We start from the raw sequence: 19,512 nt of genomic DNA, 5'->3' as shown, positions 1-19,512 counted from the left end.
GCTAGACGGCGAGAATATATAGCCAGAACGACATGGTGACCGCTGAAAGCAGCGTGCCGATGAGAATGGCATTGGCCGCCACACCAGAGGCGCGGTTATAATAAGTTGCGAATATATAGACATTCACACCGGCGGGCATGGCTGCAAGCAGCACGCCATAACGCGCAGTTTCCATGGGAACTTTCAGCACGCCGATCATCAGCGCATAGGCAAGTGCTGGATGCACCATCAGCTTGATGATCGATGCGATCAGAGCCTGTTTCCAGTTTTCCGACAGCTTGAATTGAGTCAGCGCGCCGCCGATACCAAACAGCGAAACCGGCACGACCGCCTGCGCCATCATCGAGAAAAACGCATCCGCAGGCTCGATGAGTTTGATCCCGAGGCTGGAGCCGATGATGCCGGTGGCAATACCCCAGATCAGCGGATTGGAACCGATGCGGCGCAAGGCGACGATAATCGTCTTGCTCAAGACCTGACCATCACGGCGCACAAGCTCCATCGTCATCATGCCGACCGTCAGCAGGATCGCACCATGCAAACCGATGATCGACAAGGTAACCGGCAGCGCCTGATCGCCATAGGCGCGGGTCATGATCGGCAGGCCGATCAGCACCGTGTTGGTGAATGTGCCGGAGAACCCGACGGACACGCTCTCGCCTGGGCGGTTTCCATAGACTTTGCGGGCGATGGTAATGCCAAGCACAAAGCAGATGATCGCCGCGACATAAAACGGGCCGATGATCTTGAGATCGAAGGCGGAACGAAAGTCGCTCGTCGTAATTGAGTAAAACAGCAGGCAGGGCGTCGCAAAATTGTTCACGAAGGAAATGAGACTGCCGACACCAGAAGCGGGAAAGAACCCCGTTTTCACAGCAATAAAACCAAATGCCATGAGCGCGAATATCGGCGTTATAACGTAAATGATATCGATCATTTCAAGACTTCATGGAGATTCAACTTTCGCAATTCTCTTTTTATTATCAAATAATATTATTCGATCAATAAGAGAATACGAATATCCACGTCATAAATATCGATAAATTTAAATCCAGCTTCCACATAAGCTCAATTAATGCTTCGAAGCCACCTTTATGTTCCGACATTAACCGCGAAGATCATTAATATTTAACTATATGCGACGCTTTGCATATTTGACCGGGAACCACCCTGTCCTGTCAACATAATATAAAGGCTTGCTGGTGCTAATATCGCCTCAAGCAGGGGTTGCAGACCCTCAAGAGCTTTTAGGCAAAGGTGCGCCGGATAAAAACGCTTGCGTCGACGCGCACCAAGAGCGGGGAAATGAATCATGAATGAATCCATTCGGGAAATTCTGGCAAAGGTCGGCGGATTGCCCATAGCCGTGACCGACATTGCAGACGATGCCGATCTTTATACGGCGGGCCTGTCGTCCTTCGCCTCGGTGCAGCTGATGCTGGGCCTTGAAGACAAATTCGACATCGAATTTCCGGATCAGTTTCTGAACCGCAAATCCTTTGCGAGCATCAGCGCGATTGAACAGACCATCACCAGCATCCTCAAGGATAACGAGGCCGCATAATGAATGCAGGCGGGGGGAACAGCCTTTCCGAGCGTGCCGGTCGCGTAGCAGCCATCGCCGGAAAATTCGCTGATCAAGTCGATAAGGAAGGGCGCTTTCCGCGCGAAGCCATCGATGCGATGAAGGCCGAACGATTGCTGGGCATTCAGGTGCCGCGCGATCTGGGCGGCGAAAGCGCCGAAATCGACCAGATTGCAGAACTCTGCTGCATTTTGGGGCAATCCTGTGCCGCAAGCGCGATGATCTTCGCCATGCACCACATCAAGCTTTCGAGCCTTGTGGAACATGGGCAATCGGTTGAATGGCATCGCGGCTTCATGCGCGACGTTGCGGACCAGCAGTTGCTGCTTGCGTCCGCCACCACGGAAGGCGGCATTGGCGGCGACCTGCGCAATTCCATCTGCGCAATCGAAATCGACGGCGACACCTGCCGTCTGGAAAAGAACGCCACGGTTATTTCCTATGGCGTCTATGCCGATGCAATCCTGATCACGTCGCGCTCGCACGAAGGTGCAGCTTCGTCCGATCAGGTCATGACAGTTTTCCGCAAAGACCAGTACACGCTGGAAAAGACCAATGAATGGGACACGCTGGGCATGCGCGGCACCTGTTCGGAAGGCTTTGTATTTCGCGGCGAAGCGGACAAGGTGCAGATCCTGCCGCATCCATTTGCCGAGATTGCCGCGCAATCGATGCTGGCCCAGTCACATACATTGTGGAGTTCGCTCTGGTACGGCATCGCCGTGGACGCAGTGAACCGCGCGCAGGCTTTTGTGCGCGCCGCAGCGCGCCGCAATCCGGGCGCACCGCAGCCGGGCGCTTTGCGTGTCGCGGAAGCCTCCAACATGCTGCAAATGCTGAAATCGGAAATCGTCGCCTGCCTCAAGACTTATAAGGACGCGAAGCACGACGCCGACAAGCTCGCTTCCATGGGCTTTGCCATAGCGATGAACAATCTGAAGATTGCCGCATCGCAGACCATTCTGCAGGTCATCAACCACGCCATGCTGGTGTGCGGCATCATGGGCTACAAGAACGGCACGCCCTACAGCCTTGGCCGCCATTTGCGCGATGCGCATTCGGCGCAATTGATGATTTCCAACGAGCGCATCCTCGGCAATACGGCGACCATGCTGCTCATTCACAAACAGAACACAAGCCTCTTGGGATAACGCCATGGACGCGCAAAGATCTTTTCTCAACCGGCTTTTCGATGCCGGACTGCTGATTGAAACCGGCGTGGACGGCCTCTATGGACGCTCCGGCCAGTTTGAAGATGTCATCGTGGCCTTCGAGCGCCTTATTGACCGCACCGGCGGCGGCGATGGTGCCGAAGCGATCCGCTTTCCGCCCGGCCTCAATCGCGCTTACTTCGAAAAAAGCGGCTATATGAAGAGCTTCCCGCAGCTGGCCGGCACGGTGCACAGCTTCTGCGGTTGCGAGCTGGATCATATCAACCTCATCAAATGCATGGATGAGGGGCAAGACTGGACGCTGGAGCAGAAGGCAACGGACATCGTCCTGACGCCCGCCGCCTGCTACCCGCTTTACCCGACCATTGCCAAGCGCGGTCCGCTGCCGCAGGGCGGCGGCCTCTATGACCTGCAATCCTATTGCTTCCGCCATGAACCTTCGGTGGACCCTGCCCGCCAGCAGTTGTTCCGCATGCGCGAATATGTGCGCATGGGCACGGAAGCGGATGTGATGGAGTTCCGCCAGCTCTGGATAGAGCGCGGCACGGACATGATGAAGAAAGTCGGCCTGCCGGTGGAAATCGACGTGGCGAACGATCCTTTCTTTGGACGCGCGGGTCGTTTGCTGGTCAACAACCAGCGCGACCAGAACCTGAAATTCGAATTGCTGATCCCGATCACCAGCGTCGAAAAGCCAACCGCCTGCATGAGCTTCAACTATCATCAGGACCAGTTCGGCGTGAAATGGGGCCTGTCGCAACATGACGGTGAAGTCGCGCACACGGCTTGCGTCGGTTTCGGACTGGAGCGCATCGCATTGGCGCTGTTCCATCATCACGGCCTCGACGTCAAAGCCTGGCCAGAAAGCGTACGCAACGAATTGTGGGGTTAAAGCATAATCCGACCGGAGTGAAACGAGGATCGATCAAGGTTATGCAGGCAGTCTTTCCGCATATCTCGCCAGAAACCTACGCGCCGCATGCGCTGCATGCGCAGACACGCATCTGGCCCGAAACCAATTGCTATGTCGATCTCTGGATCGAAGTGCTGGCATCGCTTCGGGTCGTGCCCGAAGCGATGCTGGGCTTTACCCTGACGCAGGATTTCGAGGGCGACCAGTTCACCTTCTTCAAGGTGCCGCTGGAAGACCTCGAAGCGCTCTATGGTGTGCGGGCAACGGAACTTGCGATCTTCGACAGTGTGGAAGGCCATATCGCGGAACAGATCGGGCGCGGACGGCTGTGCATGGTGGAGATGGACAGCTATTTCATGCCTGACACGCAGGGCGTGAGCTATCGCACCGAACATGGCAAGACCACCATCGCGATCAATCGCATGGATGTTGCGAACCGCTCGCTCGATTATTTCCACAATGGCGGCTTCTACCATCTGGAGGGCGAGGATTTTAACGGTGTCTTTCAGCGCCATCTGACAGAAGCAGACCTGCCCTTCCTGCCCTATACGGAATTTGCGAAGTTCCCGAAGGAAATGCCCGGTGAAGCGCATCAGCGGCGCGTGGCAGAAATTCTGCTGCCACGCCATTTTGCGCGCAGGCCCAAGGCCAATCCGATCCGCGCTTTCGCCGCTGTGTTTCCGGCGCAGGTAGAAGCCATCGCCGAACGCCCCTTCGGCTTCTTTCACAAATATGCGTTCAACACGCTGCGCCAACTTGGTGCAAATTTCGAACTGGCTGCAAGCCATCTGCAATGGCTGGGCGAAGGCAAGCGTTTCACCGCTGCTGCCGCCGATGCGATCCAGATCGCCGAAACGGCCAAGGCCGTGCAATTCCAGCTTGCGCGTGCCGTGATGCGCAAGAAATTCGACGCACTGGCAAGCGCGCTGACACCTGCCGCCGAAGCATGGGATCGCATGACGGGGGCGCTTGCAACAGAACTTGGCCGCGATGCTGCCTGAACAAGCTGCATCAAGCCGCCCGCTTGCCGAAGGCTGGCGGCTTTTCCTGACCGCAGACAATGAGGCCGCGTCGCCCGCTGATGTGCCGCGCAACGGCGCGTATCTCGATGCGCCGGTTCCGGGCACGGTGGCGGAAGCGCTGGAAAAAGCAGGGCGTTTCAGCCGCACTGCTCCGACACCGCTGCACAATCAGGATGCGTGGTATTTTCTCGACCTTACCGAAACAGCCGGTGAGGCGGTGTTGCATTTTGCGGGCCTTGCCACGATCTGCGAAGTCTATCTGAACGGCGCTTTGGTTCACAACAGCGACAGCATGTTCCTCTACCACGACCTGCCCGTCACGCTGACCGGCGCGGATGAGCTTGCGCTTTGTTTCCGCGCTCTTGGCCCCCGCCTGGAGCAGAAAGGCCCGCGCGCACGCTGGCGCACGCAATTGATGAATATGCAAGGCTTGCGCCTGATCCGCACTACCGCGCTCGGCCATATGCCGGGCTGGTGCCCGGACGTTCATGCCGTCGGCCCTTGGCGGCCAGTGACGATCAGCCGACCCGACGCGGAAACGGTCAGCAGTATTTCCATCCAATCCACGCTTCATGAAAATGGCGACGGAGGGCTTGCAGTCAGCTTCACCTATCACGGCAAGGCTGAAAATCTGACCCTGCATTGCGCGGGTTCGCAGATCGCCTGTGACAGACAAGCGGATAGCCGCTGGCAGGCACAGCTGACCGTCCCGGGCGTAGAACCGTGGTGGCCGCATACTCATGGCGCGCCGACGCTCCATGAACTGGAATTGTCGCTCGGCAACGAAAAGCAGAAGCTTGGCCGAACCGGCTTTCGCCGCATCGGCGTTGATCGCGGCGCAGACGGAAAATCATTCGCGCTGGTGATCAATGGCGAGACAATCTTTTGTCGCGGTGCTGTCTGGAGTTCCGCCGATATAGTCCGGCTGCCGGGCGCACGCGCCGACTATCAACCATGGCTGCAGCTTGCGCAGGACGCTGGCATGAACATGCTGCGCGTCAGCGGCATTACGGCTTATGAAACGCCTGACTTTTATGCCGTTTGCGACGAGCTCGGCATCATGGTCTGGCAGGACTTCATGTTCGCCAATTTCGACTATCCGGTGAAAGACGAAGGCTTCGTCGCCAAGGTACAGGCGGAGACGCAACAACTTCTTTCCGCCATTCGCCATGCTCCTTCGCTCACCGTGTTGTGCGGCGGCAGTGAGATTTATCAGCAAGGCGCCATGATGGGCCTGCCCGAGACAATCTGGAAAGGCGCGCTGACCGAAGAGATTTTGCCCGCCGTTGCGCGCAAACTCTGTCCCGGCATTCCCTATGTGCCGAACTCGCCCTGTGATGGCGCTCTGCCCTTCATCAGCAACGAAGGCGTCAGCCATTATTATGGCGTCAGCGCCTATTGCAGGCCGCTGGACGATGCGCGCCGCGCCGAAGTGCGCTTTGCGACCGAAAGCCTTGCTTTTTCCAATGTCCCGGAGGCACGCACGCTCAAGGCGCATCTCGACGTGCCCGCCGTCCATGATCCGCGCTGGAAAGCGCGTGTTCCGCGTGATCGCGGCGTGTCATGGGATTTCGAGGACGTGCGCGACACCTATCTGGAAATGCTCTATGGCTACGATCCGGCCCGCTTGCGGCGGGAGGATATGGAGCAATATCTACACCTTTCCCGCGCCGTCACGGCGGAAGTGATGGAGGCGACTTTCGCCGAATGGCGACGACCGGCAAGCACCTGCTTCGGTGCCTTGGTCTGGACGTTTCAGGATGTGTTGCCCAGTGCCGGCTGGGGCGTGGTCGATGCGACCTGTGAACCCAAACCCTCGTGGTATGGGCTGAAACGCGCTTTTCGCCCGGTGCAGGTTGGCCTGACCGACGAAGGCGTCAACGGGCTTGCCATTCACGTGCTGAACGAACAGCCCCATGACGCCGATTTGACACTGGAACTCACCTGCCTGCGCGCCGGTGCCCAGTCGGTTGTAAGCGGTCGCCGCGATCTTTCGCTGACAGCGCGTTCCGGTGTCACAATACCGGCAACCGAATTGTTCGGCGCATTTTTCGATACGACTTATGCCTATCGCTTCGGGCCTCCGGCCCATGACGTGACGGTCGCCCGGTTGAAACGCAGCGAAGCCACTATCGCCGAGGCCTTTCATTTTCCGCAGGGGCGCACCAAAGCCTTTCACGATGCGACAATTGAATGCAGTGTCGTGGAAGAGAGCGGCAACTGGTTTCTTGATCTCAGCACAGCCGTGCTGGCGCAATCGGTCAGCATTGACGCCGAAGGCTGGCGGGCAATGGAAAACTGGTTCCATCTCGCTCCCGGGGAGACGAAGCGCGTCGCGCTTCTTCCCCGCCATGATGGCGAAGGCAAACCGTCCGGCGAAATTCGCATTGCCGGATCGTCGCGAAGCGTCTGGTTTTAACGCGTTTTGAAAGCCAGCGCGCGGATGGCGTCGATATAGACGTTGCGCGCATGTTCGGGCGTCAGATTGTGATCGGCGTCCGGAATGACCGCGACCTTTACATTGTCGAAGCCCTGCACCTTGTCGCCTGCCTGATCGAAATAGTAATTGAAATGCTCGCGGCCGCTGTCCTTCTCGGCATAGACCAGCGTCAGCGGCACCTGCCGCAGCTTCAGTTCATCGAAAGCCGAATAGATCGCCCGGCCTTCAACGGTGCGGCTGCGCAAAAGCTTGCGCGCCAATCCGCGAATACGTCCGCTGACGCCGCGTGCAAGGTTGCGCAGGATAGCGCGAATATCGAGTTCTCCGCGAAACAGGCGCTTGAACGTATCGAGTCGCATGGCGCGGCTGCCATAATCTTCCAGCGTCCGATTGCCTTCCCGTACCACATCTTCGACCGAAAGCTCCGGCGCCCAATAGAATGTCACCGGATTGACCAGCACGGCACCCGAAATCCGCTCGTCCAGCACCGCGCAATGCAGCCCGAGGAAAGCGCCGCTGCACCGCCCCGCCACAACCGGACGCCCCAGCCCGATGACATCCAGATAATCCAGCGCGTCAGCGACATCCATTTCCGGCGCATGGGTATAAAGCACCTGTTCCGGCATGCCCGGAATGGGCGGGCTGTCACCGGCATTAGCGATATCAAAGCGCAGCGACGAAACACCGTCCCGCGCCAATCTGCGCGCCATATCGACCGTGGTGCGGCCCCATCCAACGCGCCGATCATAAGAGGACGAGAGGAAGAGGACCGTATGCCCCTTGCTGTCGCCCAAGGGTTTGCACAGCACACCCGACAGACGATTGTTCGGGCCGAAGGCCACCGGCGTTTCGACGAAGCCGTCGCCCCTGATCTGTCCGCCGAGGTTGGTTTCATCGGCACTTTTTTGGGCCGGTCTACCATCCGCAAGCGCCACTGACCAATCGACCAGTCTGTCGGCAACATTCAACGGCAGATGCGAAATAACCGGGTTGGAAATCAGCTTGTCGTAATCGGTGAAGGCTTCCACCGTGACTGCCACGCCGAGCTTTTCCAGATGCCCGGCCAGTTCCGCATCGTTCGGGCGGTCGGCCCTTGCTAGCAGAAGGCACGTGTCCGCAGGCTTTTCAGAGAGCGACAGGAGATTGATCTTCTTCACATCTGCGGCAATTTCGGGCGTCATTGTCAGGGATGCAATGGAAACCGCCCCCTTGATCCGCTGCGCATCAGGAAGGCCAAGATCGGCATCGACCATGCTCGACCACACCGCCAGCTCGCGGGTGTAAAACCGACCGGAAATCACCGGTGCCAGCAGCGCCAGCGCCGCCAGACCTTCAATATGTGGAGCCGTTTCAGCAGCAACCGCCGCGCCAAGGCTCTGCCCGATGATGACAACACGGCTCGCGCCCGACAAAAGCCGCGCCTTGTCCGCCGCTTCGATCAGCGCCTTTCGCCAGCGTTCCAGACCGGAAGAAAAATCAATGTCATCGCGCCCGTCGCCGGTGCCCGGCCAGTCGAAGCGCAAGGATGCAATCCCATGCTGAGACAGCCTGTCGGCAATGATACGCCAGAATTTCCGGGTCGTGCAAAGTTCTTCCAGCCCCCATGGGCTGGCGAAGACGACGACCGTATCGAGCCCCGTACCATAAGCACGCTGAAACAGGCCCAGAGTGTCGGAAAAGACAATCGGACTGGCCGCCGCCGTGCCCTCCAGAGGCTTGGAAGATGGTAAAGTTTCCACGCCGTCGCCCATGCCCGGTATCCCCACCATATTAACAACGCCTGCAATAACGGAATTTAACCACAGAACCAAGAGGCCCTATTCAACATCTGAAGATGCGATCATTTAAAGATGTAGACCATATACTCTTATTACCGGGCAGTATGACACTTCATCCACCAGGCAATGCCGGTTCATTTTCGAAAACGCTGTAACAGCAGATGCTTTCTTATAACATTCTTGTGAAAATGATCTCCCAATCACAATCTTGATATTCGCGTTAACCGCTAATCAGGAATTACTATGCAACCAAGGCCCATCGAAATTGAGCCGGATTTGGCTGGGGGGCCAGGATGGGTAACGCGATCATGACATGCCGCCGTGCGGTGACAAGGCCTGCGCCTGTCGGCTGCGCGATCCCGGTCCAGTTTCTGCATTTGTAAAGACCGACCTTGCACAGCCAGGTTTATCTGTCGGATCACCACTGACCGCCATTGAGACCAAGCCAATCACTTTGGGCATTCCAGTGCCCTGACCTCGCTTCTAAAGGCTATCGGGGCTATTTCATTCCATGATGACCGTTCTCAATTGCATTGCCACGCAGCATGACGCGTGGCTGACAACGTTGGCAGCGCTGATCTGCCTCGTGGGTTCCGCGATCACGCTCAATCTCGTCCGCAAGGCCGCCAGATGTCATGGCTTCGTGCGCTATGGCTGGCATTTTCTGGTGGCGATCGCATCTGGCTCAGCCGCCTGGTGCACGCATTTCGTCGCCATGCTGGCCTATGAGCCGAGCGCGCCCGTGGTGCTTCTGCCAGACCTTACCATCCTGTCGCTGGCGATTGCCGTTGTCGGCACGGGAATCGGCTTCGTGGTCATGACCGGCGGCTTTCCCCGCTTTGCCCCCGTCATCGGCGGCGCCATGGTGGGCGCATCGATTGCCACCATGCACTATATCGGCATGCTCGCCTATCGCGTGGACGGGCTGATCGAATGGAACATGGATTATTTCTATGCATCCATCGTGTTTGCCGTGTTGTTTGGCTCGCTCTCCGGCCAGTTTTTGATGCGGCGTCGCTACCCGACCTCCTACCGTCTGGCGGTTCTGGCCTTTACCGCAGCCGTCGTCAGCCTGCATTTCACCGGCATGGCGGCGCTGACCGTGACGCCGATGAACTATCTGCAAGAAGCGGAGCTTGCCGACAAGTTCACCCTTGCCACTTCTGTCGGCGGAGTCGGCCTGATTGTGCTTGGCACTGCCCTTGCCAGTTACCTGATCGACAGCCACGTCCAGTCTTCCAACCTGCGGCAGTTGCAACACATTGCCCGTCACGACTCGCTGACCGGATTGCCCAACCGCACCCAGTTCGTTGAACGCCTCAGCCGCGAAAAGGTCAGTGCCGATAATGGCGACCACCGCATTGCGCTGATCGGCATCGATCTGGATCGCTTCAAGGAGGTCAATGACCTCTATGGCCACGCCGCGGGTGACAGGCTGCTTTGCGAGATTTCGGCCCGCATGACCGAACATCTGGAAAGCGGCGAGCTGATCGGTCGCTTCGGCGGCGATGAATTTGCAGCCCTGAAGACATTTCAGGATGAGGACGATCTGCGCAGCTTCGTCTCCCGACTTAACATAGCGCTTAGCGATCTTGTGGACCTTGGCAATGCCGTTGTGCGCCCCGGCGCAAGCCTCGGCATCGCAATCTATCCAACCGACGCCGAGGATGTGGAAAAGCTTCTGTCCAATGCGGATATGGCCATGTATCGCGCCAAACAGAACATTGAGAACAAGATTTGCTACTATGAAAGCAGCATGGATGAAGCGGCGCGCAAGCGTGCGGCGCTGGCACGCGACATCTGGACGGCGATTGACGAAAACCAGTTCTTCCTGAATTTTCAGGTCCAGCGCAGCATCAAGGATGGCGGCATATCGGGCTATGAAGTTCTGCTGCGCTGGCGTCACCCCGTGCAGGGTCTGGTGCCGCCAACCCTGTTCATTCCGATAGCCGAAGAATCGGGCGTCATCACGCAGCTCGGCGAATGGGTATTGCGTGCAGCCTGCAAAGAAGCGGCAAGCTGGCCCGTTTCCCGCAGGATAGCGGTCAATATTTCCCCGCTACAGCTCAGCCATACCGGCCTCGTGGACACGGTTCAAAATATATTGAACGAAACCGGCCTACCGGCAAAACTGCTGGAGCTTGAAGTGACCGAAGGCGCGATCATCCGCGACAAGGCGCGCGCGCTGCATATCCTGCGTGAACTCAAGGCGCTTGGCGTCAGCATCGCCATTGATGATTTCGGCACCGGCTATTCGTCGCTGGCGACATTGCGTTCCTTCCCCTTCGACAAGATCAAGCTCGACCGCAGCTTCGTCACCGATCTGGACCAGAACGTGCAGTCGAAGGCTTTCGTGCGGGCGATTCTGGCGCTGGGCCATAGCCTCGATATTCCGGTGCTGGCCGAAGGTGTGGAAACGCAGACGCAGATGGATATTTTGCAGGAAGAAGGCTGCAATCAGGTGCAGGGCTTCCTGCTTGGGCGGCCCGCGCCCGCCATTCACCTCGGCCTCGACAAGAAGGGCGAGGCGCAAGCCGCCTGAAGCCAGTCCACAGTGGGCCGGGACGCGGCGCGCGGCGCTATTACCGCCGCGTGCAGATCTGCCTATAATCGCTTCATGCCCATTCGACATTTAAGCGAAACCATCATCAATCAGATCGCAGCAGGCGAGGTCATCGAGCGCCCCGCCAGCGTGATCAAGGAATTGGTCGAGAATGCCATCGACGCTGGCGCGACCCGCATCGAGGTTGTGACCGGCGGCGGCGGCAAGACGCTGCTGCGCGTCACCGACAACGGCTCCGGCATTCCCGTCGACGAGTTGCCGCTCGCGGTTTCGCGCCATTGCACGTCCAAGCTCTCGGATGACGTGCACGATATTCGTGCACTGGGTTTTCGTGGCGAAGCCCTGCCCTCCATCGGCTCGGTCGCCAAACTGACTTTGAAATCACGTCCGCAGGATGCGGATGCCGGATTTGAGGTTTCCGTTTCCGGCGGTCATCTCGAAGGCCCGCGCCCCACGGCGCTCAATCGCGGCACGATAGCCGAAGTGCGCGATCTCTTTTACGCCACGCCCGCCCGTCTCAAATTCATGAAGACGGACCGTGCCGAAGCCTCCGCCATCACCGATGTGCTGAAGCGCATTGCCATTGCCTTCCCGCATGTGCGCTTTTCGCTGTCCGGCACCGACCGCACGCCGTTGGAAATGCCCGCGACTGGCACGGGCGCCGATGCCACGCTGGAGCGGATCGGGCAGGTTCTCGGTCAGGATTTCTGCGAAAACGCGCTTTCCATCGATGCCGAGCGTGACGGTGTGCGGCTTGCCGGTTTTGTCGGCATACCATCCCATAATCGCGGCAATGCACAGCACCAGTTTGCTTATGTGAATGGCCGTCCGGTGCGCGACAAGCAGATTTTCGGCGCGCTGCGCGGCGCTTATGCCGATGTCATTGCGCGTGACCGCCATCCGGTCGCCGTGCTGTTTCTGACGCTCGATCCGGCACTGGTCGATGTGAATGTGCACCCGGCCAAGGCCGATGTCCGTTTTCGCGATCCCGGCCTTGTGCGCGGCCTGATCGTGGGCGCGATCAAGCAGGCGCTGTCCCAATCCGGCATCCGTCCGGCAACCGGCGGCGCAGAAGCCATGTTGCAGGCTTTCCGCGCCGAAGGGTTTCAACCAAAGCAGTCTTCGAACAATTATGCCTCGACAAGCTGGCGGCCTGAGCGCCCAAGCCCGCGCAGCGAGTGGTCGCCGCAGACTGCACATCCGGCGCATAGACCGCTTGATTTCGGCAACGCGCCTGCCTTCCACGAAAGCGAGCAGGCGACAATCGATGTCGTGAATATTCCGACAGCCGATGCGCGCGCGACCATGAGCGAAGCCCCGGTCGAATTGCAGCAAAAGCCGCTCGGTGCGGCCCGCGCGCAGATTCACGCCAATTATATCGTCTCGCAAACCGAAGACAGCCTCGTCATTGTGGACCAGCATGCGGCCCATGAACGGCTGGTCTATGAAGCGCTCAAAAACGCGCTGCACTCGCGCCCGATACCGGGGCAGATGCTGCTGATCCCGGAAGTGGTCGATCTGGCGGAGGAAGACGCCGAGCGGCTGGCAAGTCATGCGGAAACGCTGGCCCGGTTCGGGCTGGGCGTGGAGCAGTTTGGTCCCGGCGCTATCGCTGTGCGCGAGACACCCGCCATGCTTGGCGAAATGAACGTGCAACAGTTGATCCGCGATCTGGCCGACGAGATTGCCGAGCATGAAACCGCCGACGGATTGCAGGCCATGCTCAACCATGTTGCGGCCACCATGGCCTGCCATGGATCGGTACGTTCAGGACGCCGTCTGAAGCCCGAGGAAATGAACGCATTGTTGCGCGAAATGGAGGCAACGCCCGGTTCCGGCACGTGCAATCACGGACGCCCGACCTATATCGAGCTGAAGCTGAGTGATATCGAGCGGCTTTTCGGCAGACGTTGACAGGATTTGGTATAAGGACCTTCAGCGCCGCTGGACGCCAAGGTTCGCACTTGCTAGAGTTCAGTGCAAAGGTTTTACACACATGAACAGATTTGAATCGCCCCGCTCATCCTCCGAAGCTGTCCTGCGTTATCTCGACGGCGACTATGAAATCGTCAAGCACGGTTCCTATGTGCTCTGTGCCGTTACCGGCGCGCAGATTCCGCTGGACGAATTGAAATATTGGAGCGTTGCGCGGCAGGAAGCCTATGCGACCGGCCTCATTTCCTTCGAGCGTGAGCTTGAGTTCAACCCGGAAATGCGCAGCCGCACGAAGGCTTAGTTTCCTTATAAAGACCGGCTTTTAAAGCGCTCGATCGCCGTATCAAGGATATGATGGAGCGCATCCGTGCGCTCGAATTTCAGATCGATATCGAGAACCGCCAGTTTCGACAAAAATTCAGCCGGCACACCGACCATTGTGGCGAGACGCACATGGTCCTTTGCCGTGGTGATCAGCCCCAGCCCCTGCCTGCGGGCCGTATCGATCAGGTCGCGGATTTCATCGGGTTCAAAGCTGTGATGATCGGGAAACGAGCGCGTTTCCGCGATGACGCCGCCAGCCTGTGCAAGACTTGCATAAAACTTGTCGGGATTGCCGATACCGGCAAAGGCCAGCCAGCGCTGCCCCGCAACAGTAGCCGACGATGAAGGCAAAAGCGCGGCCTCATAGATCGGCCGTCCGGCGCGGGCCGCCTGACGGATCACGAAATCCGCAGCATCGCCTTTGCCGATCCGCAACAGCGCGTCGGTCTTGCGCATCTGGTCGGTCAGCGGCGCACGCAATGGACCCGCCGGGATAACACGGCCATTGCCGATGCCCCGCCCCGCATCCACCACCAAAAGCGCAAAATCGGCATGGAGCCGCGCGCTCTGGAACCCGTCATCCATGATGATGAAATCGCAGCCAAGCGATTGCAGATGCTGCGCGGCCTTCACCCGGTCGGGCGAAAGTGCCACCGGCGCATGGCGCGCCAGCAAAAGCGGTTCATCACCGACATAGCGGGCGCTGTCATGGCCGGGGTCAACGACATGCAACCCTTTATAGCTCCCGCCATAGCCGCGCGAGACGATGCCGGGCTTCAGCCCGCGCGCCTTCGCGCCCTTGGCAAAGGCAATCGCCGTGGGCGTCTTGCCTGCCCCACCGACGGTGAAATTGCCGATACAGAGAACGGGCAAAGCGATTTTGGGTGGTTCGGACCGGATCAGGCGTCGCCCGGCGATAGACCCGTAAATCCAGGCGGCAGGGGCCAGTGATCTTGCGCGCCAGTCGAGCTTTTCCCACCAGAATGGCGGCGCTTCGCTCGCCATATCAGATGCCGCCGTGGACGTAGGCAACCTCGTTGCGATTGCCGGGGAACTGCGCCTGCAGCACAAGCGGCTGGATGAACGGCTCCAGCGCGACAAGCGTGCGATCAAGCGCGCCGCGCATATCCTTCACGGTGTTGACGCCCGCATTGATCATGCCGCGCAGATGCTGCGGATTGTTGAACAGGAAATTGATAGCCCCGGCGAGCATGTTCCTGTCCTTCACGATGCGCGCGCCGCCATTCTTGATAAGGCGCTGGAAGGACTCGCGGAAGTTCTGCACATTCTTGCCAGTCAGCACAGCTGTACCCATCATCGCCGGTTCCAGCGGATTGTGCCCGCCTTCTTTGGTCAGCGAATTGCCGATGAAGGCAATCTCGGTCAATTGCAGATAAAGCCCCATTTCGCCAATTGTATCGCCGAGCAGAATATCGGTATCCGCTTCAACGGCCAAGCCACTGCTGCGTCTGGTGACTTTCAGCCCCTTTTCCGCCAGCATCGCTTCGATGGCAGGCGTGCGATCCGGATGACGCGGCACGATGATCGTCACGAGATGCGGATAGCGCACCTTCAGCATCTGATGCACTTCTGCGGCGATTGCCTCTTCTCCATCATGGGTAGAGATCGCAGCCCAGCTGCGCCGTCCGGCGATCTGCCGCTGCAACATGGAGAGCGCTTGTGGATCAGCAGGCGGTGGCGTGGTATCGACTTTCAGATTGCCCGACACGCTGACCGGGCGGGCGCCAAGCGTGCGGAAACGGTCGCCGTCGAGTTCCGACTGGGCCACGACATGAGCGAAATTTTCGAACAGGGCTTCTGCCAGCGCGGGCCGCTTTTGCCATCTGGCAAAGGAACGATCCGACATGCGGGCATTGACCAGCACTTGCGGAATATGACGACCGCCGAGCGACAGCACCGTCGCGGGCCAGATTTCGGATCCGCAGCCGATGGCGAGGTCCGGCTTCCAGTGATTGAGGAATTTGTTGACCGCCGGTTGCAGGTCGAGCGGCGCATATTGATGAATGACCTTGGAGCCCAGCTGATCGGCCACAAGCTTTGCAGATGTCACCGTGCCAGTGGTCATCACGACATGAATGCCGGTGGAGGCAATGCTTTCGATCAGCGGCGTGATGGCAACACTTTCGCCGACACTTGCCGCATGGGCCCAGATGACCGGACCTTGTGGGCGGGCGACGGCTGACTTGCCATAACGCTCACCACGGCGCTGCCGCTCTTCCTTGCCGCGCGACGCGCGATAGGCAATGTAAGGCCCCATGAAGGGATAGGCGGCGGAGCCGAACATGCGATAGGCTGACAATATATTGCGCGCCCAGCGTTCGCTCATTTCGCTTTCTCCAATGCCGCATAGGCGCGCACCGTGGCGTCATTCAGCAGGCGCGTCAGTTCCATGCGTTTTTCTTCCAGTTGCGTTTCATCGGCGTCGGCATCTACCCAGACATTGTCGGCGCGCACAACAACGGACCGTCCAAAAGGCAGTGGAATCGTCGTCTTGTCCCATGACTTCTCCAAAACATGATTTCTCGAGAAGGCATAAGCAACCGGAATGATCGGTCGCCCGGACAATTTCGCCAACAAAATGATCCCCTCGCCGGCCTCACGCGGCGTGCCGTGGGGAATGTCGGCGATGATCGATGCCGACTGTCCTTTTTTTAGCGCATTCTTCAAGGTGAGAAGCGCACGCGCACCGCCTTTTTCTGGCTGTGCCCGCGAGCTGCGCCCGCCGGACCCGCGCACGGTCATGAGACCGAGCTTTTCCGCGACGCGGGCGTTCAGCTCCGCATCGGCGCTGCGCGAAAACATGGCGACCAGTTCGATCCCCTTGGGGCAGATGAACGGCCCCATCAGATGCTGGCCATGCCAGAAGGTCACGATGAAAGGATCGTCCTTGCCGACCAGCGCTTGCGGATCAGCCGAGCCCTTCAGCCGCGTGTTGGTATAATAGACAAGCTTGAAATAGCTCGTGATGAGCCAGACCAATATCGACTTGACGACAGCTGACTGCGCCAGCGGCCCGCGCACGCGCTTCCAAAGACGCTTGGCAAGGCCGTCTTTTTTCTTGCGCCTGTCGGGCTGGGCCGCGGGCTGAACGGACCGCTCTTCGCCTTCCGTCATATGTTGGTCTGGACCGGGCAAACTGCTCAGTCCGCCTGCAGGGTCACACCTTCGGGATCGAGCAACCGATGCAGGTGCACGATGAAATAACGCATATGAGCGTTGTCGACAGTCGCTTGAGCCTTGGCCTTCCAGGCGGCTTTTGCGGATTCGTAGTTGGGATAGATGCCGACGATATCGAGGTTTTCGAGATCGCGGAATTGTACGGTTCCAAGCTTGGACAGCTCGCCGCCGAATACCAGATGAAGAAGCTGCTTTTTGTCGCCTTCGACACTCATGACAATAATCCCTGAACAATTTTGGTTCGCGGCATGATTAACCCAACGGTCACTCCGCGACAACACTCAACATTTCACGCAGCAAATTCCCGCTGGCCGCGACAAGAGCGCCGTGGCTCCGCGTCGGACCGCCATAAATGAGCGGAAGAGCATCGTTTGTCAGAATAGCCCCGCCCGACTCACTCAAGATGAGATCGGCTGCAGCCAGATCCCAATCATGCGAATTTGGCCGAATGAAGGTGCCCGCAATATCGCCCCGTGCCACCATCGCAATACGATAGGCAAGCGACGGCACATAGGCATGCAGCTTGACCCTGTCGCGCCATGTTTCCGGAAATATGGTCGTTGCGCTACGCGCCGAAGCGATGGTGAGCGTCCCGCCCTCCGGCGGCAGTTTGACATGGATCGGCGCATCGTTTTGCACCGCGCCAAGTCCCTGCCCGGCCTCGATCAGTTCTTTGCGAACCGGACATTCCAAAACCCCGGCAATCGGCCTGCCGTCCTCCACAATCGCGATGCTCACGCACCACTGGTCCTGACCGGCAATATAGGCACGGGTGCCGTCGATGGGATCGACGACGAAAGCGCGCCGCCGCTTTGCCTTGGCGCGGTCATCGGTGGTTTCTTCGGAAATCCAGCCATAATCGGGGCGCGCCGTCAAAAGCACGTCTTTCAGATAGCGGTCCACCGCAAGGTCGGCCTCGCTCACCGGCGAGTGACCGTCCTTCAACCAGACTTCCGGCGAGCGCCCGAAATAACGCATGGCGATGCGTCCGGCCTCGCGGGCGGCATCGCGCAACAGCGCCAGTTCTGCACGGGCTTCGCTCTGTTTGTCAGTTTCCGGCAAGGGTCATGCCTTCGATCACGAGGGTAGGCGCGGTCATCCCGAAATTGCGGTCGATATCCGATGCAGGTGTCAGATTGAGGAACATGTCCTTGAGGTTCGACGCGATGGTGACTTCGCTGACCGGATAGGCCAGCTCGCCATTTTCGATCCAGAAACCGGAAGCGCCACGACTATATTGGCCGGTGATCATATCGACGCCCTGCCCGAACACTTCCGTCACATAAAAGCCCGTGCCGACAGCGCGGATAAGGTCTTCCGGCGACTGCGCGCCCGGCTCGATGGCAAAATTGGTCGAGGCAGGTGAAACACCGGACCCCGAGCGCACGCCGCGTCCGTTGCCCGTCTGGCCCAGTTCGCGGGCGCTGGAACCGGACAGCAGCCAGTGTTGCAGCACGCCATCCTCAATCATGGTCAGCGGCTGGCCCTCAATGCCTTCACCGTCGAACGGACGGGACGACGAGCCGCGCATGCGCAGCGGATTATCGGTGACGTTGATGCCCTGCTTCAATATCTGCTTACCCAGGCTGTCGCGCAGAAAGCTCGTCTTGCGCGCAACCGACGCGCCATTAATGGCGCTGGCCAAATGCCCGGCAATACCGCGTGCGAGGCGCGGATCAAAGACCACCGTGACCGGGCCGGTCTTCGCCTGTCGCGCGCCAAGCCTGCGCACAGCGCGTTCACCGGCGCTGCGCCCGATGGCGTCCGGCGTATCGAGATCGGCGAAATGCAGCCGCGAACTGAAATCATAATCGCGCTCCATCCTGGTGCCTTCGCCCGCAATGGCCGAAACCGAGCGACCGAAGCGCGTGGCGGCATAGTGGCCAGCAAAGCCGGTGGAGGTGACAAGCACCAGCCCGCCGAGGCTGCGCGATGCGCCCGCGCCGCCGGAATTGGTCACGCCTTTGACTTCAAGCGCTGCTGCTTCCGTCGCCAGCGCATCCTGCGTCAGACGGTCGGTGTCGATTTCGGTCGTGTCGTAAAGATCGAGATCGCGCGGCGACTTTACCAGCAGCGCCGGATCGACAAGCGCTTCATAGGGATCTTCCGGCGCAACGCGCGCCATGGCGACGGCGCGCTCCGCCAGACGGTCCGGATCAGCGCCCGCATTGGCCGAAACGCTGGCGATCCGCCGACCGACAAAGACGCGCAGCGCAAAATCGTCGCTCTCCGACGATTCGGTTCCCTCAACCTTGCCAAGCCTCACCGAGACGCTGACGGAGCGGGCACGCATCACCACGGCATCGGCATGATCGGCGCCAGCACGTTGGGCAGCCTTCACCAACTGGGCCGCGCGCTCGACCAGCTTTTCCGCTGAATTATCTGAAATCATTGCATAATCCCGCTTTGGCAAGCTCGCCTCCGCCTGACCGGACATTGCATTGTGCAACGGGTCGTGACCGGGACTTGCTAAAAAAATATCGTCAATTTGGTCGACATTGGGCTGATTGCAGCCATATCTTGTTTCTATATTGCCGAAATCGGGGGGCATCAAGGCAAGCCCGTCCACATTTCTCCAAATC

General features: G+C 59.0%; 16 protein-coding genes. 8 read left to right on the top strand and 8 right to left on the bottom strand.

Annotation, left to right across the window (positions count from 1 at the left end; genetic code table 11):
* Position 1 precedes the first annotated feature (1 nt).
* The gene (locus tag QLQ11_RS12205; RefSeq protein WP_109367776.1) at positions 2 to 937 is read right to left on the bottom strand and encodes an AEC family transporter; all 936 of its coding nucleotides are present in this window, start codon (positions 935 to 937) and stop codon (positions 2 to 4) included.
* Positions 938 to 1,312: 375 nt separating this feature from the next.
* On the opposite strand from QLQ11_RS12205, the gene QLQ11_RS12200 reads away from it, so the two are divergent.
* The 5 genes from QLQ11_RS12200 to QLQ11_RS12180 are packed head-to-tail and all read left to right on the top strand — an operon-like array spanning position 1,313 to position 7,111.
* Positions 1,313 to 1,564 (top strand): acyl carrier protein, encoded by a 252-nt coding sequence (locus tag QLQ11_RS12200; protein ID WP_109367777.1) that lies wholly within the window; start codon positions 1,313 to 1,315, stop codon positions 1,562 to 1,564.
* On the top strand, positions 1,564 to 2,736 hold the full coding sequence (locus QLQ11_RS12195; RefSeq protein WP_109367778.1) for an acyl-CoA dehydrogenase family protein: 1,173 nt from the start codon (positions 1,564 to 1,566) through the stop codon (positions 2,734 to 2,736). The genes QLQ11_RS12200 and QLQ11_RS12195 overlap by 1 nt, the downstream gene beginning before the upstream one ends.
* Positions 2,737 to 2,740: 4 nt before the next feature.
* Complete coding sequence (locus tag QLQ11_RS12190) at positions 2,741 to 3,649, top strand: amino acid--[acyl-carrier-protein] ligase (RefSeq protein WP_109367779.1); 909 nt, start codon at positions 2,741 to 2,743, stop codon at positions 3,647 to 3,649.
* Positions 3,650 to 3,690: 41 nt separating this feature from the next.
* Positions 3,691 to 4,671: a DUF1839 family protein gene (locus QLQ11_RS12185; protein WP_109367780.1), complete on the top strand. Its 981-nt coding sequence runs from the start codon at positions 3,691 to 3,693 to the stop codon at positions 4,669 to 4,671.
* Entirely contained in the window at positions 4,661 to 7,111 is a 2,451-nt protein-coding gene (locus tag QLQ11_RS12180; protein ID WP_109368030.1) for a glycoside hydrolase family 2 protein, read from the top strand. Before QLQ11_RS12185 ends, QLQ11_RS12180 begins: the two co-directional genes overlap by 11 nt.
* Here QLQ11_RS12180 and QLQ11_RS12175 read toward each other — a convergent pair.
* Positions 7,108 to 8,901, bottom strand: coding sequence for an alpha/beta fold hydrolase (locus QLQ11_RS12175; protein ID WP_235859003.1), 1,794 nt, complete (start codon positions 8,899 to 8,901; stop codon positions 7,108 to 7,110). The genes QLQ11_RS12180 and QLQ11_RS12175 overlap by 4 nt on opposite strands.
* Before the next feature lie 520 nt (positions 8,902 to 9,421).
* Between QLQ11_RS12175 and QLQ11_RS12170 the strand changes: the two genes are divergently transcribed.
* From QLQ11_RS12170 to QLQ11_RS12160, 3 genes are all read left to right on the top strand, one after another.
* Positions 9,422 to 11,452 carry a bifunctional diguanylate cyclase/phosphodiesterase gene (locus QLQ11_RS12170; RefSeq protein WP_109367782.1) on the top strand — a complete coding sequence of 677 codons (2,031 nt, stop codon included), beginning with the start codon at positions 9,422 to 9,424 and terminating at the stop codon, positions 11,450 to 11,452.
* Between the two features lie 75 nt (positions 11,453 to 11,527).
* Positions 11,528 to 13,387 carry a DNA mismatch repair endonuclease MutL gene (gene mutL, locus QLQ11_RS12165; RefSeq protein WP_109368031.1) on the top strand — a complete coding sequence of 620 codons (1,860 nt, stop codon included), beginning with the start codon at positions 11,528 to 11,530 and terminating at the stop codon, positions 13,385 to 13,387.
* 82 nt (positions 13,388 to 13,469) lie between these two features.
* Positions 13,470 to 13,709, top strand: coding sequence for a DUF2093 domain-containing protein (locus tag QLQ11_RS12160; protein WP_109367783.1), 240 nt, complete (start codon positions 13,470 to 13,472; stop codon positions 13,707 to 13,709).
* A gap of 5 nt (positions 13,710 to 13,714) precedes the next feature.
* On the opposite strand, the gene lpxK is transcribed toward QLQ11_RS12160, so the two are convergent.
* Genes lpxK through QLQ11_RS12130 form a run of 6 tightly spaced genes read right to left on the bottom strand, consistent with a single transcriptional unit; the run spans position 13,715 to position 19,322 of the window.
* Complete coding sequence (gene lpxK, locus QLQ11_RS12155; RefSeq protein ID WP_109367784.1) at positions 13,715 to 14,737, bottom strand: tetraacyldisaccharide 4'-kinase; 1,023 nt, start codon at positions 14,735 to 14,737, stop codon at positions 13,715 to 13,717.
* A 1-nt stretch (position 14,738) separates the two neighbouring features.
* Entirely contained in the window at positions 14,739 to 16,079 is a 1,341-nt protein-coding gene (gene waaA / locus QLQ11_RS12150) for a lipid IV(A) 3-deoxy-D-manno-octulosonic acid transferase (protein ID WP_371835983.1), read from the bottom strand.
* Entirely contained in the window at positions 16,076 to 16,867 is a 792-nt protein-coding gene (locus tag QLQ11_RS12145) for a lysophospholipid acyltransferase family protein (protein ID WP_109367786.1), read from the bottom strand. Before QLQ11_RS12145 ends, waaA begins: the two co-directional genes overlap by 4 nt.
* Before the next feature lie 26 nt (positions 16,868 to 16,893).
* Positions 16,894 to 17,145, bottom strand: a complete 252-nt coding sequence (locus tag QLQ11_RS12140; protein WP_109367787.1) for a DUF4170 domain-containing protein — start codon at positions 17,143 to 17,145, stop codon at positions 16,894 to 16,896.
* A gap of 49 nt (positions 17,146 to 17,194) precedes the next feature.
* Entirely contained in the window at positions 17,195 to 17,992 is a 798-nt protein-coding gene (locus tag QLQ11_RS12135; RefSeq protein ID WP_109367788.1) for a 3'(2'),5'-bisphosphate nucleotidase CysQ, read from the bottom strand.
* Positions 17,979 to 19,322, bottom strand: a complete 1,344-nt coding sequence (locus QLQ11_RS12130) for a TldD/PmbA family protein (protein ID WP_109368032.1) — start codon at positions 19,320 to 19,322, stop codon at positions 17,979 to 17,981. The genes QLQ11_RS12135 and QLQ11_RS12130 overlap by 14 nt, the downstream gene beginning before the upstream one ends.
* Positions 19,323 to 19,512 lie beyond the last annotated feature (190 nt).

Origin of the sequence: Ochrobactrum sp. SSR (assembly GCF_030067775.1) — a bacterium.
Classification (GTDB): Bacteria; Pseudomonadota; Alphaproteobacteria; order Rhizobiales; family Rhizobiaceae; genus Brucella; species Brucella teleogrylli.
This window is presented reverse-complemented; position numbering and strand designations above follow the sequence as displayed.

What these genes read in the sequence shown, in the direction of transcription:
- QLQ11_RS12205 (WP_109367776.1), bottom strand. Translation starts at nt 937, where the DNA reads ATGATCGATATCATTTACGTTATAACGCCGATATTCGCGCTCATGGCA.
- QLQ11_RS12140 (WP_109367787.1), bottom strand. Translation starts at nt 17,145, where the DNA reads ATGAGTGTCGAAGGCGACAAAAAGCAGCTTCTTCATCTGGTATTCGGC.
- waaA (WP_371835983.1), bottom strand. Translation starts at nt 16,079, where the DNA reads ATGAGCGAACGCTGGGCGCGCAATATATTGTCAGCCTATCGCATGTTC.
- QLQ11_RS12175 (WP_235859003.1), bottom strand. Translation starts at nt 8,901, where the DNA reads ATGGTGGGGATACCGGGCATGGGCGACGGCGTGGAAACTTTACCATCT.
- QLQ11_RS12145 (WP_109367786.1), bottom strand. Translation starts at nt 16,867, where the DNA reads ATGACGGAAGGCGAAGAGCGGTCCGTTCAGCCCGCGGCCCAGCCCGAC.
- QLQ11_RS12180 (WP_109368030.1), top strand. Translation starts at nt 4,661, where the DNA reads ATGCTGCCTGAACAAGCTGCATCAAGCCGCCCGCTTGCCGAAGGCTGG.
- QLQ11_RS12130 (WP_109368032.1), bottom strand. Translation starts at nt 19,322, where the DNA reads ATGATTTCAGATAATTCAGCGGAAAAGCTGGTCGAGCGCGCGGCCCAG.
- QLQ11_RS12195 (WP_109367778.1), top strand. Translation starts at nt 1,564, where the DNA reads ATGAATGCAGGCGGGGGGAACAGCCTTTCCGAGCGTGCCGGTCGCGTA.
- lpxK (WP_109367784.1), bottom strand. Translation starts at nt 14,737, where the DNA reads ATGGCGAGCGAAGCGCCGCCATTCTGGTGGGAAAAGCTCGACTGGCGC.
- mutL (WP_109368031.1), top strand. Translation starts at nt 11,528, where the DNA reads ATGCCCATTCGACATTTAAGCGAAACCATCATCAATCAGATCGCAGCA.
- QLQ11_RS12170 (WP_109367782.1), top strand. Translation starts at nt 9,422, where the DNA reads ATGATGACCGTTCTCAATTGCATTGCCACGCAGCATGACGCGTGGCTG.
- QLQ11_RS12190 (WP_109367779.1), top strand. Translation starts at nt 2,741, where the DNA reads ATGGACGCGCAAAGATCTTTTCTCAACCGGCTTTTCGATGCCGGACTG.
- QLQ11_RS12185 (WP_109367780.1), top strand. Translation starts at nt 3,691, where the DNA reads ATGCAGGCAGTCTTTCCGCATATCTCGCCAGAAACCTACGCGCCGCAT.
- QLQ11_RS12200 (WP_109367777.1), top strand. Translation starts at nt 1,313, where the DNA reads ATGAATGAATCCATTCGGGAAATTCTGGCAAAGGTCGGCGGATTGCCC.
- QLQ11_RS12160 (WP_109367783.1), top strand. Translation starts at nt 13,470, where the DNA reads ATGAACAGATTTGAATCGCCCCGCTCATCCTCCGAAGCTGTCCTGCGT.